This window comes from Chryseobacterium sp. 7 (assembly GCF_003663845.1).
GTDB lineage: Bacteria > Bacteroidota > Bacteroidia > Flavobacteriales > Weeksellaceae > Chryseobacterium.
Genome location: NZ_RCCA01000001.1, coordinates 914,067 through 928,544 on the forward strand (window position 1 = coordinate 914,067; position 14,478 = coordinate 928,544).

The window sequence follows — 14,478 nt, forward strand, 5'->3', positions numbered from 1 at the left end:
GAATACGCAAATACATTATTACTTTTTACAATTTATTTATCCATTCACAGATTGGATCGTACAGGGTATCTATATTTCCTGCCCCTACTGTAAGAAGGATATCAAAATCTTTTTCTTTTATTTTTTCAAAAGCATCCGATAATGTGGATACTTCTTTTTTATCTAATGTTACTTTATCCAGCAGCCAGCTTGAAGTAATTCCTTCAAAATTCTCCTGAAGTTCTCTCGCAGGGTAAATATCGAGAAGGATAAGCTCATCTGCTTTGCTTAAACTTTCTGCAAATCCGTCTGCAAAATCTCTTGTTCTGCTGAAAAGGTGTGGCTGGAAGGCTACCAATAGTTTTTTATCAGGATAAAATGTTTTTATTGAGCCCATTACAGCGTTAATTTCCGTAGGATGGTGGGCATAATCATCAATATAAATCTTACCGTTTTGATAAATATGTTTCGTGTATCTTCTTTTAATTCCTTTAAAATTGGCAATTGCCTTTTTCAGCGTATCAAAATCTGCGCCTAAATTATGCAGAATAGCCAGTGCTACAGTAGCATTTTCCACATTATGGATCCCCGGAATTTCCCAGACAAAATCTTTAATGGTTTCTGTAGGAGTATGAAAGTCAAAATAAATTTTGTCATGCTCCATTCTCAGGTTGTCAGAATAGTAGTCTGCAGGCTCGTTCACCGCATAGGTTTTATGTCCTCTGCCGATTTCTAATCCTTTTCTTACAAAAAGCTGCTGATCATTGGGAACCAAAGCTGCAAACTGTCTGAAACCTTCTTCAATATGGCTTTTATCTCCATAAATATCCAGGTGATCTGCGTCTGTAGAAGTCACAACTGCCCAGTCCGGAGACAGGTTCAGGAAGCTTCTGTCATATTCGTCTGCCTCTACTACAGAATATTTGGAACCGTTGTACAGGAAGTTGGATTTAAAGTTTTCAGAAATTCCTCCCAAAAAGCATGAGAAAGGAAGATCTGCTTCTTTACATAAGTGAGCTACAAGGGTAGACGTAGTAGTCTTTCCATGAGTTCCTGCAATGGCAATACAGTCTGTGTTTTCTGTAATTAGACCTAAAACTTTAGCCCTTTTTAGAACTTCAAACTGATTTTGGTTGAAGTAATCCAATATTCCAAGCGTTTTGATCGCCGGAGTATAAATAACCAGAGTATCTTCTTTCTGAAGGGAAGTGATCCTTTCATCAATAAGATCTTCAAAAACAATATCAATTCCTTCGTTCATCAGGTTCTGAGTCAGCTTTGTATTGGTTTTGTCATAACCCAATACTTTTTTCCCGGAAGCATTGAAATAACGTGCCAATGCACTCATTCCGATACCTCCGATTCCGACGAAGTAAAAAGTTTGATATGTTTGTAAAATGTTCATTTATATTTTAATCTTTAATGACTCTTGAACCAATTCAGAGTTCTATTACTAATATTTTTATTATAAGACTATAATAAACTGACATCCATGACTCGTTAATGAAATAAATTTTAACGGCGTCAGGCTGAGCTTGTCGAAGCCTTCTAATCTTTCATCCTATTTTTGGATAACTCGGGTAATAAATCCCAGTTATCATTTATTATTGCTTCTTTCTTTTTTCTACTCCAGCCTTTAATTTGTTTTTCAAAGGTTATGGCTTGAGTAACATCATTAAATTCATGATAGAAAACAAGTTCAACAGGTTTTCTCGTATACGTGTAGCTTTCAGGATTTAATCCGTCATTATGTTCATTAATTCTTCTTTCCAAATCATTGGTAAAGCCTGTATAATAAGAACTATCAGAACATTTTACAATGTATACATAATATATTTTCATTCATTTGTGCTTGCTTACTGACCCTTCGACAAGCTCAGGGTGACAGATCTAATACTAACTGTTTTATTTTACTCTGAGCTTGTCGAAGCCTTTCTTAATCATTTTATTACTTTAAAAATTTCGTCTACAATCTCTTTTGCGGCGTTGGGCTTGGCAAAATATTTAAGATTGTCCGACATTTCTTTTCTTACACTTTCATTTTCGCAGATTTCTGATAATGTATTCCAGAATTTCTCCTGCATTTCAGAGTCTTTCACCATTCTTGCAGCATTTTTTTCAACCAGATTCATGGCATTTTTGGTTTGATGGTCTTCCGCAGCAAAAGGGAAAGGTACCAAAAGCACCGGTTTTTGTGCTACAGCCAATTCTGAAATGGCAATAGCTCCAGCTCTGGAAACAATGATATCCGCTGCAGAATAAGCCAGCTCCATATCTTTGATGAATTCAAGGATCTGAATATTTCTGGTATCTGTATCTTTTGTTTCTGCTAAAATATCTTTATAATCAAGCTTTCCTGTCTGCCAGATCAGCTGATAATCTTGATCTACAATTTGTTTTAAATGAGACTTCCATGCATTATTCAATGTTCTGGAACCTAAAGAACCTCCTACAGACAGAATCGTAAGTTTGTCTTTATTTAATCCCATTTTTTCTTTTGCCTGAGCAGTATCCTGCATTCCTGAAACAATGTTTTCACGAATCGGATTTCCGAGAAATTTTATTTTTTCTGCTGGAAAACCTTCTACTTTAGGGTAAGCGGTGAAAACGGCTTTAGCTTTCTTGCTTAAAATTTTATTGGTTACTCCTGCATGGGCATTTTGTTCCTGGATGAAAATAGGAATTCCCATTTTACTTGCTTCATAAAGAGCAGGTCCGCTGGCAAATCCTCCTGTTCCTACGGCAAAATCCGGAGCAAAGTTTTTGATAATCCTTTTAGATTTTGATAAACTTTTCAGGATCTTGAAAGGAAGTCCCAGATTCGATAGCAGATTTCCTCTGTCAATTCCGGCAATATCAATTCCCTCAATTTTATAGCCTGCCTGTGGAACTTTTTCCATTTCCATCTTTCCATTGGCACCAATGAACAAAAATTCTGCATCAGGAAATCTTTTTCTGATCTCATCAGCAATAGCGATGGCAGGGAAGATATGTCCTCCTGTTCCTCCGCCTGATAATAATATTTTCAATTTTTTGTCCATTTTAAGCGATATCGTTTATTTCTGCTATACTTTGTTTTTTGCCCATTCCTTCTTCATCATAAATCTGGATTCTTGAGCTTATATTTAAAATAATGCCTAACTGCAAATAGGTAACCAGCATGGAGGTTCCTCCGTAACTTATCAAAGGAAGCGGCTGCCCTGTTACCGGAATCAGATTCACGGCAACAGCTATGTTGACCGAAAGCTGAATAAAGATCATTACCCCGAGGCTGAGCACGAGCAACGATCCGAAGAAGGCCGGCATTTTGCTGGCGATCATTACAATCCTTATCATCATGATCAGGTATAAACTGATCAGAAAAGCAGCTCCTATTACTCCGTATTCTTCTACAATAACCGCAAAAATAAAGTCGGAGGCAGATTGTGGCAGCATTTGTTTCAATGCGCTTTTTCCTGGTCCCATCCCGGTAATTCCACCATGTACAATGGCTGCTTTGGCCTGCATTACCTGATAGTTTTTTGCTTTTACGCTTTCATCATCTACATCGGCTGATTTCGCCTTGCTTGAGGTAAATGTTTCTACACGGCTCATCCATGTATGAACACGGTTTCCGCCAATCATATTTGTATTCAGTGCTATTAATAAAAATAGTACAATGGCTACAAATGATGCTGAGATAAACCCTGCAATATATTTCCAGTGAAGCTGTCCTATCACAAGAACAACCACAGAAACCATCAAAATCATTAATGCTGTAGAACCATTATCTTTGGCTACCAGTACAAAAACAAGCAGGATAGGTCCGAAAATATACATAATATTCTCTATCGGAAGCCTTTCTCTGGTAATTTTTTTGGTCAAATATCTACACAGATAAATGATGAGCATTAAAAAAGCAAATGATGAAGGCTGGAAGGAGATGGGTGTTCCCGGGATTTTCAGCCATCTGGAAGCACTGGCTCCATCAATGGTTTGTCCGGTAAACATGGTAACAATCAACAGAACAATCATAAGTCCGAGCAGGATGCTGCTGAGCTTTCCAATGTATTCATATTTTATGGTTCCTACCAGTCTCATAATGGCTAAACCTAAGACTACAAAGAACATATGCTTGATAACGTGACCTGTTGTAGTCCCGTTATTAACAATGTATTCAAGATTTGAACTTGCAGAGTATACGGGGAAAATAGAGAAAATGGAGATCACAAGGATGACCATCCAAAGTACTTTATCGCCCTTTAGAAATTCAAATCTGCTTTCTGTGTTCTGTTCGTCCATATCTAATGCTATTCTGGCTAATGGCCATTGGCTTTTAATACCTGTTCTTTAAACTGGCGTCCTCTGTCTTCATAGCTTTTGAACAAGTCAAAGCTTGCGCAACATGGAGATAATAAGACGGTATCGCCTTTTTTAGCCAATGATTTTGAAATTCTCACGGCTTCTTCCATGCTTGAAGTATCATAAATAACTTCTTTTTTATCTTTAAAGAAATCTATGATTTTCTTGTTGTCTATTCCAAGGCAGACGATTGCCTTTACTTTTCTTTTGACTAAATCTTCAATTTCGGTATAGTCATTTCCTTTATCTAATCCACCAACAATCCATACGGTTGGTGTTTTCATGCTTTCTAAGGCGTAGTAAGTAGCGTTTACATTGGTTGCTTTACTGTCGTTGATGTATTTTACGTTATCAACTTCAGTTACAAACTCCAATCTGTGCTCTACGGCCTGGAAGGTCATCAATGAATGTCTGATGCTTTCATTGTTGATTTTTAATATCTTACCTGCTATAGAAGCTGCTAAGCTGTTGGCTACATTGTGATTTCCCAATAGAGACAATTCATCAACTTTCATAGCGAATTCGTCTTTCATTTTTACCACAATTTCATCTTCATTGATGAAACCTCCTTCCGGTAACTTCTCCTTGATGGAGAAAGGAATCATTTTAGCCTTTATTTCTAGCTTTTCAAGAAGATTTTTACTCATTTCATCATCTTTATTATAGATGAAGAAGTTGTCATTCTCCTGATTTTCAGTAATTCTGAATTTAGCCAAAGCATATTCCTCATAATTGTAGTTGTACTGATCCAGGTGATCCTGAGACAGATTCAACAATAAAGAGATATAAGGTCTGAAATTCTGAATATCATCCAATTGGAAAGAGCTTACTTCCAGCACATAATATTCATGATTTTCATCTGCAACCTGCTTGGCAAAGCTGTATCCTATATTTCCTCCCAAACCTACATTCAATCCGTCATTTTTCAGGATATAATAGATCAGGGAAGTGGTGGTTGTTTTTCCGTTGCTTCCGGTAATGGCAATGATCTTGGCGTCTGTAAATTCAGAAGCAAATTCAATTTCAGAGGAAAGTCTGATTCCTTTTTCATGAATTTTATTGATGATGTCTGCCTTTTTCGGAATTCCCGGGCTTTTTACGATCCAGTCTGCATTTAAAATCCTTTCTTCATCGTGGTTTCCTTCTTCAAATTCAATTTCATTATCGGTAAGAAACTGCTTATAGTTATCCTTAATGGCTCCTTTATCTGAAAGAAATACTTCCAGACCTTTCTTTTTAGCCAAATAAGCAGCTCCGCATCCGCTTTCTCCACCTCCTAAAACAACTATTTTCATATAATTTATGTATTGATGTATATTGTATTAATGTATCTTGGTGGGAATCATTAATACGTTAATACATTATTACTTTTTACAATTAATTTATCTCATTTTTAATGTGATCAGACATACAATAGCCAGTATTACCCCGATGATGATCATTCTGTTTACGATTTTACTTTCGTGAAATCCTTCTTTCTGATAATGGTGGTGTAATGGTGACATTTTGAACAGTCTATTGTTTTGGGCATATTCCAGCCCGAATTTTCTTTTTCTGTATTTGAAAACTACTACCTGAAGCATTACAGATACATTTTCAATCAAGAAGATTCCGCATAATACAGGAATCAGCAATTCTTTTCTTAAAATAATGGCTAAAACGGCAATTACTCCTCCCAGCATCAAACTTCCGGTGTCTCCCATGAAAACCTGTGCAGGATAGGTATTGTACCAGAAGAACCCGATCACGGCACCTACCATTGCCACGGCAAAAATGGTGGTTTCTCCCATATTCGGAAGGAACATGATATTCAGATAGTCTGCAAAGATGATATTCCCGGATAGATAAGCGAAAAGAGCCAGTGTGAGCAAGATAATGGCGCTTGTACCTGCGGCAAGACCATCAATTCCGTCTGTGATATTGGCTCCGTTCGAAACGGCTGTTACAATGAAGATTACAATGGGAATAAAGACAATCCATGCCCACTCATGGGCATCTTTATCATTCATCCAGAATAAAATTCCGCTGTAATCAAACTCATTATTTTTGGCAAATGGAACGGTAGAAACAGTAATTTTTTCTGTAGGCATAAAGTTTTGCTCTACATTGTTTCTGTTCACTACTTTAGCATCTGCATATTTTCTTTTCACGGTAATGTCCGGGTGAAAATACATTGTAATTCCGACAATTAGCCCTAATCCGACTTGTCCTACAATTTTGAATTTACCACTTAAACCGTCTTTATTTTTTTTGATTTTCTTTAAATAATCATCAAGGAAACCAATGGCACCCATCCAGAACATTGAAACCAGTAACAGAACGATATACACATTGGTAATTCTTGTAAACAGCAATACCGGAATAATAGTTGCCAAAATAATGATAAGCCCTCCCATAGTAGGAGTTCCTTCTTTTTGTTTTTGGCCATCCAATCCAAGATCACGTACCAGTTCACCCATTTGTTTTGTTCTCAGGTAATTGATTACTCTTTTTCCGTAGACAAGAGCAATAATAAGTGAAAATAAAACGGCCATTCCGGCACGGAAGGAGATGTATTTCAACATTCCTAATCCCGGAACGTGAATTCCATGGTCGGTTAGATATTCGTATAGATAGTATAGCATAGTTTCAATTGTTAATAAATAATCATTGATAATTGATCAATTATCGTTTGTAATTTACTTGCTCATTAATTTCCAAAGCTCATTAATTACTTCTTTGTCATCAAAATGATGTTTCACACCATTTATATCCTGATAGGTTTCGTGGCCTTTGCCGGCAACTAAAACAATATCTTTGGGTTCTGCAAACTTGATGGCCATTTTTATGGCTTCTTTTCTGTCCGGAATTGAAGTGTATTTGCTGAAATTCTGGGGTTCAACACCTGCTTCAATTTCTTTGATGATCTGTGCAGGATCTTCTGTTCTCGGATTGTCTGAAGTGATGATTGCCAGTGTTGATTTTTTAGTGGCAATATTTCCCATTTCAGGTCTTTTGGAGTGATCCCTGTCTCCTCCGCATCCGAATACAGTGATTAGTCTTTCATTTTTGGTTCTGATATCGTTAATGCTGTCCAGGATGTTTTCCAACGCATCCGGAGTGTGTGCATAGTCTACGATAAAGAAAATCCCACCATCAGATTTGAAAGTTTCAAATCTTCCGGAAACTCTTTTTAATTTACTGATGGCCTGAAGAATTTCATCCTGCCCGAAACCTAGTTCTTCAGCAATTCCGAAGACAAGCAGCAAATTGTATACATTAAATTTTCCGGTTAATGTTGTCCAGAATTCTTTTCCGTTGAAGTTCAACAGCATTCCGTTGAAATCCACTTCCAATAATTTTCCGTGATAATCTGCCATGGTTTTCAGAGCATAAGACTTCTTTTTAGCCTTGGTGTTCTGAAGCATGACATTGCCATTTTTGTCATCCACATTGGTGATGGCAATGGCTGTATCTTCTAATTGATCAAAGAATCTTTTCTTTGTTTTTAAATATTCTTCAAACGTTTTATGATAATCTAAATGATCATGAGTAAGGTTAGTGAAGCCCGCTATTTTGAAATGTAATCCTTCAATTCTGTTTTGGGCAATCCCGTGTGAACTCACTTCCATGAAAGCAAATTCGCATCCTTTTTCTACAGCTTCCGCTAAAATCCTGTTGATGGTAATTACATCAGGAGTAGTGTGGGTAGCCGGAATTATTTCTTCATCAATTCTGATTTCAACAGTGGAAAGTAAAGCTGCTGAATACCCCAGATTTTTGAAAACATCAAAAAGAAGGGTAGAAACAGATGTTTTTCCGTTAGTTCCGGTAACCCCTATCAGCTTCAATTTCTGTGAAGGATTTCCATAAAAATTAGAAGCAAGATGACCTAAAGCTTTAGATGAATCTTTTACCTGAACATAGGTTACATTTTCCGCCAATGTTTCAGGGAATTCTTCGCAAACAATTGCGGCAGCACCTTTTTCAATAGCAGATGCAATGAATGTATGGCCATCCACTACGGATCCTCTTATCGCAATGTAAAGAGAATTCTCTGTAACTTTTCTGCTGTCGATCACCAATTCAGTAACCTCACGGTTGTTATCACCGTGAATTTCCAAGACTGGGATTCTGTTTACTAATTCTGTTATAATCATCTTTATCAATAAGGCTTTGCCTTATTCTGGTTTAAATCTTTATTTTAATTCTGCAGAGACAAATAAATTCTCTGGTTCTTACTGATTGTTGTGCCTTCCAGAGGGAATTGTTCTTTAATTCTTCCTACTCCTTTATAATCGACACGGTAGCCTAAGTTCTCCAGCTGCGGAATCACATTTTTCCCGATTAATCCTACTACATTAGGCATTTGCTTATCATTGACTGCTACTTTCACATTAGGTTCTACCATTTTGCTCAGGTTTACCTTTTTGTCTACCAGCATTTCTTTTTCAATATTCTGAGGTGTTTTCAGGAATGTTTTTCCTGCAATTTCTTTAAACACCGGTGCTGAAACGGAACCTCCATAAAATCCTTTTGCGGTATTAGGTTCACTAATCATTACATAACAAGTATATTTTGGAGCGTCAGCCGGATAAAATCCTGCAAAGGATGCGCGGTACTTCATTGGACCTGGCAGCCAGTATTCAAATCTTGCAGTACCTGTTTTTCCTGCCATTTTCAGGTTAGGGGTAAAGATGCTTCGTCCGGTTCCTTTTTCTACGGCTTTGGTTAAAGCGCTGGTCATCATCTTAATCGCTTTTTCAGAAGCCATTTTATTCACCATCACTTCAGGTTTTGCATTATACATTACCTTTCCGTCTTTCATGATTTTATCAATGAATAGAGGCTTAAGCATTTTTCCTCCGTTAGCCACTCCGTTGTAGAATGTTGTCAGCTGCAGCAGGTTGATATTGGAAGAGTATCCGTAAGAGATAGAAGCCAATGTTGCAGCATTCCATCTTTTATTTTGTGGAGTTAAGATCTTCGGTTTAGTAATTCCCGGAAGTTCTATATCCATTTTGTCGAATAATTTCCAGCGTCTCAGGTGATCTAGGAAAATCTGGGGCTTTTCTGCATAATATTTTGTGATCAGTTTTGAAGTTCCTACGTTACTGGACTTCGCCAACACATCACTGATATCATAAGTTCCTCCTCCGTGACCATCAGAGATTCTCTGTTTGGCATATACCCAAACTCCGTTTCCTACGTTTACTGTTGTGTTTTCATCAATGAATCCATCGTCCATTGCTGCTAAAAGTGAAATGGTTTTAAAAGTAGATCCGGGCTCGATATTATCTTTCAGTGCATAGTTGTAAGAATCTTCATAATCTCCTGATTCTGTTCTTCTTAAATTAACAAGAGCACGTACTTTTCCGGTTTCCACTTCCATCACAATTACGGTTCCGTGTTTAGCCTCGAAATTAATAAGCTGTTTCTCCAGTGCAGAGTGTGCAATGTCCTGAATTCTAAGATCTAAGGTTGTATACACATCTTCTCCGTCAACGGGTTCCTGAACTTTCCAGAAGTCGATAGGTTTCCATTGGGAAGAATTAATTCTCTGTTCAAGTCTTTTTCCGTCTGTTCCGGTTAAATATTTTGAGAAAGCACCTTCCAGTCCGGATCTAAGCTCGCCGTTATCCATTCCAATAGTTCCGGCTCCGATTTCTGAAGTGGCTAATTCTCTTTTATAATTTCTGTCAACAATAAAACCTCCTTTATTTTTACCTCTTTTGAAGATCGGGAACTTTCGGATTCTGTCGTACTGATCGAAATCCAGTCCTTTTGCCAAAGTATAGTACTGGTTTTTCTTTTTCTTTTGTTCGTCAAACTTCTGTCTGAATTCTCCTCTGGACTTTCCAAACATTTTGCTTAGAGAATCAGTTAATGCTCCGATGTTATTGGAGTACACCGTATCTTTCATTGTTTTGAAATCAAGATAGATGTCATATCGCATCACAGTTGTGGCGAGAATAGAACCGTCGGAAGCAAAAAGATTACCGCGGGCAGCTTTTAAAGTAGCTTCACGATAGTTTTTATTAATGTAATCATCTTTTATTTCCTGGACATTGGTGTTCTGTAGGATGACAATTCGTGCCAGGAACATGACAAACACGCACAAAGCTACCACTGCAAAGAGGTAGCCCCATCGTAACGTTTTCTTACGTTTATTGTCGTATTCATTTTGCTTTTGCATCTGTACTGTCCAGTTTTATTAGCAATTTGTGAGGGTGGTTTTCCAGGGTCATTAATGAGTCCCGGGCAACCTCTTTCCCCAGCTCTGATTCCATTTTTACTTTGATCAGCTTACTCTGGGCGTAAGCGTTTCGTGATTTATATTCTTCTGTTTCTTCCTTTAAGGCGTTTACAATTTTTATTTTTTTATTGACGAGATGGTTGGTATAAATCATGGCCATCATCAGAACAAACAGGAGGAGAAAATACTTGTAATGTATTTTGATCTCATCACGGTTCAGAAAGTTTCCTTTTATAATATCTATAAAAGTGAGTCTTTTCTGGGGGCGATTTGTTGTTCTTTTTGCCACTATTATTTTATAATTGATTAATGATAAAAGATAATTGATATCGCTTATCACGTATAATTTATCATTTATACTTTTATTCCTGTTCTCATCTTGGCACTTCTTGCTCTTGAATTTTCTTCAATTTCCTGGTCATCAGGAATGATTGCTTTACTCTTTATCAATTCGAATGCCTTTTTATAATTTCCGTAGATATCTCTTTCCGGTTCTCCTTCAAACATTCCGTTTTTCAGGAATCTTTTTACCAAACGGTCTTCCAGAGAGTGGTAAGAAATAACGACTAATCTTCCTTCCGGTTTTAAAACATTGTAAGCCTGAACCAGCATTTCTTTTAATACTTCAAGTTCCTGGTTTACTTCAATTCTTATTGCCTGAAAAAGCTGAGCATAGAACTTGTTCACTTTGTGAGGCGGAATATAGCTGAATAATTTTTTCAGATCTTCCGTAGTATCTATACTTTTAGTTTTTCTATGATGAACGATTTCTCTTGCCAGCTTTCTTGCTTCTCTTAATTCTCCGTAATGGTAGAAAAGATCTGCAAGTTCACTTTCTTCATATTCATTAATTACTCTTTTGGCATCCAGATTCTGCATTACATTCATTCTCATGTCCAAAGGAGCATTGCTTCTTGTGGAAAAACCTCTGTCTGCTTCATCAAACTGATGTGAAGAAACACCCAGGTCAGCTAAAACACCATCCACCTGAGGAACTCCGTACATCAGTAATGAGTTTTCCAGAAACCTGAAATTCTGATTAACCAATGTAAATCTGGAATCATCAATTGTATTTTTAAGTGCATCCAGGTCCTGATCAAAACTGAACAATCTCCCTTTGTCGGAAAGTCTGCTCAAGATTTCTCTTGAATGGCCTCCGCCTCCAAAGGTGCAGTCCACATATATTCCGTCAGGATTCGTCACCAAATCATCAACACTCTGCTTCAACAAAACGGGGTTATGATACATGCTTAATTGTGTTTTTTATTTACTATATAATCTATTAATAACCTGCAGTTATTCTTCATCGAAAGAGCCCATCACATCTTCGGCCAGGCTTGCAAAATCTGCTTCATTGGTGGCAATTACCTTTTCATAGGCTTCTTTGTCCCAAATTTCGAAGAGCTCTCCCGCGCTGGTAATCACAGTGTCTTTTTGAAGATTTGCAAAAATTGTCAGATCTTTTGAGATCTGTAGTCTTCCTGCATTATCCAATTCTACTGTTTTTACTCCTGCCGTAAACATTCGTATGAAATCAGCATTCTTTTTTATGAATCTGTTCAGTTTATTAATTTTGCCCATTAGTTTGTCCCATGCATTCATAGGGTAAACTTCCAGACAGGGTTGGAACACAGATCTTTTGACTACAAATGCCTTGTCTTCGAAGTTTTCCATCTGTTTGATTAAAGATGAAGGAACTTTCAGGCGGCCTTTGTCGTCAATTTTGCACTCATATGTCCCAATGAAATTTTTCATTTGGGACAAATTTATATAATAATTTCCAAAATTTCCCACTTTTTCCCACTTTTTGACTTAATGTTAATAAGTTTTATTAAAGATTGAATTTCAATAATGTAAAATACTGATATGAAGAGATTTGTAAAAAGTGTTATTTGGGCCATAATAAAGCGGTTTTGAAAAAAAAAGTTAAAAAGGATAATATTATATTATTTTTATCTTAAATTAGGATAATCAAAATTTTTTTGAGGTTTAATTTGTATTTTTGCAGGGCTTTATTAAGGCGTTTTATGATATTTAGTACAAAAAAAGAAAAGAAATATTCCTATGTAGAAGCGGGAGAAGGACATCCATTAGTGCTGTTGCACGGGTTAATGGGTGGTTTGAGTAATTTCGATAAAATGGTAGATTTTTTTTCGGATAGAGGTTTCAAAGTATATGTTCCTCAGCTGCCGATCTACGATCTGCCGGTACTCAATACCAATCTTACCACTATCGCAAAATATATTATCAAGTTTATAGAAAGTCATATTGAGGGACCCGTCTCTATTGTAGGAAACTCAATGGGAGGGCACGTAGGGCTTATCTTAACTCTGGCAAGACCGGATCTTGTAAAGAATCTTGTTCTTACAGGAAGCTCCGGATTATATGAAAGAACTTTCGGGGACAGTTTTCCGAGAAAGAATGACCGCTCTTACATCAGAAAGAAGACGGAAGAGGTTTTCTATGATCCAAAGGTAGCAACAGAAGATCTTGTGGATGAAGTTTTTGCAGTAGTGAATGACAGAATGAAGGGAATTAAGACGGTAATGCTGGCGAGAAGTGCCATCAAACACAATATGCTGAATGATCTACCGAAGATTGTAACTCCTACGTGTTTGATCTGGGGTAAGCAGGATAATGTGACTCCACCGGAAGTGGCAGAAGATATGCACAAGTTTATTCCTAATTCCGAATTATTCTGGATTGATAAATGTGGCCATGCCGCCATGATGGAAAAACCGGATGAATTCAATGAAATCCTGTACAACTGGATAAAAGATAAAGTTTAAAACATATAAATAACCATTAAGAGCTTTTCTTAATGGTTTATTTTTCTAAAATACATTCAAAAATGATTATCAAGACAGCAGTGTTTGTAAAGAGTAGCGGAAAATGGCAGGAATGCCCTGAACCAAATATTCCCGAATATGCTTTTATCGGAAGGTCGAACGTAGGAAAGTCATCACTTATCAATGCGATGATGAACCATAAAGATTTGGCTAAAACTTCACAGACTCCGGGAAAAACCCAGCTGATCAATCATTTTTTGGTGAATGAGGACTGGTATCTTACCGATTTACCCGGATATGGGTATGCAAAAGTTTCAAAAGTTCAGCGAAAAGATTTTGAAAAACTGATTACCAATTATATTCTGAACAGAAGAAATCTTGTAAATCTTTTTGTTTTGGTAGATGTAAGGCACACTCCTCAGAAAATTGATCTGGAATTCATCCAATGGTGTGGAGAAAGCGGAATACCGTTTTCTATTGTCTTTACAAAAGCAGATAAACTAAAGCCGAATGTGGTTGTCAAAAATGTAGAAGCTTACAAGGCTGAATTGCATAAAACATGGGAAGATCTTCCAGAATTGTATATTACTTCTGCGGAAAAGAAAGAGGGTGGAGATAACATTCTCAACTTTATACAAAAGACGAATGAGTTTTTAAAGAATAATAATATCAGTTTCGATGAGTAATATTATCTGGAAAATTAAAACATTTGATGAATTTACGGTTCCTGAGCTATATGCAGTACTGAAAGCCCGTATTGATGTTTTTGTTATTGAACAGAACTGTCCTTATCCTGATCTGGATAATTATGATCAGAAAGGGGTTCATATCTGGGCAGAGGAAGATGGACAAGTACTTGCGTACTGCCGTGTATTTGATAAAGGAATAAAGTATGATGAAACTTCTTTTGGCAGAGTTCTGACTACGGAGCAGGCAAGAGGAAAAAGTCTGGGAAAACAGCTGATACAATATGCTGTAGAAACTATAGAAAACCGTTTTCATACTTCTGAAATTAAAATATCCGCACAGGATTATCTGTTAAGATTTTACAGTGGATTCGGATTTGTAGATACAGGTAAAAAATATCTTGAAGATGATATTCCGCATACGGAAATGATAAGAAAATAAAAGAGG

Annotated in this window: 14 protein-coding genes; 3 read left to right on the forward strand and 11 right to left on the reverse strand. The window is 36.9% G+C overall.

Annotated elements, in window-relative coordinates; translation table 11 throughout:
• Nucleotides 1-25: 25 nt before the first annotated feature.
• From murC to mraZ, 11 genes are all read right to left on the reverse strand, one after another.
• Nucleotides 26-1,384 carry a UDP-N-acetylmuramate--L-alanine ligase gene (murC, locus tag CLU97_RS04300; protein WP_121486846.1) on the reverse strand — a complete coding sequence of 453 codons (1,359 nt, stop codon included), beginning with the start codon at nt 1,382-1,384 and terminating at the stop codon, nt 26-28.
• A gap of 143 nt (nt 1,385-1,527) precedes the next feature.
• The gene (locus CLU97_RS04305) at nt 1,528-1,821 is read right to left on the reverse strand and encodes a GIY-YIG nuclease family protein (protein ID WP_121486847.1); all 294 of its coding nucleotides are present in this window, start codon (nt 1,819-1,821) and stop codon (nt 1,528-1,530) included.
• Nucleotides 1,822-1,919: 98 nt separating this feature from the next.
• The gene (murG, locus tag CLU97_RS04310; protein WP_121486848.1) at nt 1,920-3,020 is read right to left on the reverse strand and encodes an undecaprenyldiphospho-muramoylpentapeptide beta-N-acetylglucosaminyltransferase; all 1,101 of its coding nucleotides are present in this window, start codon (nt 3,018-3,020) and stop codon (nt 1,920-1,922) included.
• A 1-nt stretch (nt 3,021) separates the two neighbouring features.
• Nucleotides 3,022-4,260, reverse strand: a complete 1,239-nt coding sequence (locus CLU97_RS04315; protein WP_047421942.1) for an FtsW/RodA/SpoVE family cell cycle protein — start codon at nt 4,258-4,260, stop codon at nt 3,022-3,024.
• Nucleotides 4,261-4,277: 17 nt separating this feature from the next.
• Entirely contained in the window at nt 4,278-5,615 is a 1,338-nt protein-coding gene (gene murD / locus CLU97_RS04320) for a UDP-N-acetylmuramoyl-L-alanine--D-glutamate ligase (protein ID WP_121486849.1), read from the reverse strand.
• Nucleotides 5,616-5,702: 87 nt separating this feature from the next.
• On the reverse strand, nt 5,703-6,944 hold the full coding sequence (mraY, locus tag CLU97_RS04325; RefSeq protein WP_105702237.1) for a phospho-N-acetylmuramoyl-pentapeptide-transferase: 1,242 nt from the start codon (nt 6,942-6,944) through the stop codon (nt 5,703-5,705).
• Nucleotides 6,945-6,998: 54 nt separating this feature from the next.
• Nucleotides 6,999-8,459, reverse strand: a complete 1,461-nt coding sequence (locus tag CLU97_RS04330) for a UDP-N-acetylmuramoyl-L-alanyl-D-glutamate--2,6-diaminopimelate ligase (protein ID WP_121486850.1) — start codon at nt 8,457-8,459, stop codon at nt 6,999-7,001.
• Nucleotides 8,460-8,503: 44 nt separating this feature from the next.
• Complete coding sequence (locus tag CLU97_RS04335; protein ID WP_121486851.1) at nt 8,504-10,495, reverse strand: penicillin-binding transpeptidase domain-containing protein; 1,992 nt, start codon at nt 10,493-10,495, stop codon at nt 8,504-8,506.
• Entirely contained in the window at nt 10,479-10,844 is a 366-nt protein-coding gene (locus tag CLU97_RS04340; RefSeq protein WP_002981890.1) for an FtsL-like putative cell division protein, read from the reverse strand. Before CLU97_RS04340 ends, CLU97_RS04335 begins: the two co-directional genes overlap by 17 nt.
• A gap of 65 nt (nt 10,845-10,909) precedes the next feature.
• Nucleotides 10,910-11,803, reverse strand: coding sequence for a 16S rRNA (cytosine(1402)-N(4))-methyltransferase RsmH (rsmH, locus tag CLU97_RS04345; RefSeq protein ID WP_121486852.1), 894 nt, complete (start codon nt 11,801-11,803; stop codon nt 10,910-10,912).
• Nucleotides 11,804-11,851: 48 nt separating this feature from the next.
• On the reverse strand, nt 11,852-12,310 hold the full coding sequence (mraZ, locus tag CLU97_RS04350) for a division/cell wall cluster transcriptional repressor MraZ (RefSeq protein WP_121486853.1): 459 nt from the start codon (nt 12,308-12,310) through the stop codon (nt 11,852-11,854).
• 272 nt (nt 12,311-12,582) lie between these two features.
• Between mraZ and CLU97_RS04355 the strand changes: the two genes are divergently transcribed.
• From CLU97_RS04355 to CLU97_RS04365, 3 genes are all read left to right on the forward strand, one after another.
• Complete coding sequence (locus CLU97_RS04355; protein ID WP_121486854.1) at nt 12,583-13,344, forward strand: alpha/beta fold hydrolase; 762 nt, start codon at nt 12,583-12,585, stop codon at nt 13,342-13,344.
• Nucleotides 13,345-13,406: 62 nt separating this feature from the next.
• Nucleotides 13,407-14,030, forward strand: a complete 624-nt coding sequence (gene yihA, locus CLU97_RS04360; protein WP_121489647.1) for a ribosome biogenesis GTP-binding protein YihA/YsxC — start codon at nt 13,407-13,409, stop codon at nt 14,028-14,030.
• Entirely contained in the window at nt 14,023-14,472 is a 450-nt protein-coding gene (locus CLU97_RS04365; RefSeq protein ID WP_121486855.1) for a GNAT family N-acetyltransferase, read from the forward strand. The genes yihA and CLU97_RS04365 overlap by 8 nt, the downstream gene beginning before the upstream one ends.
• The last annotated feature ends 6 nt before the right edge of the window (nt 14,473-14,478 follow it).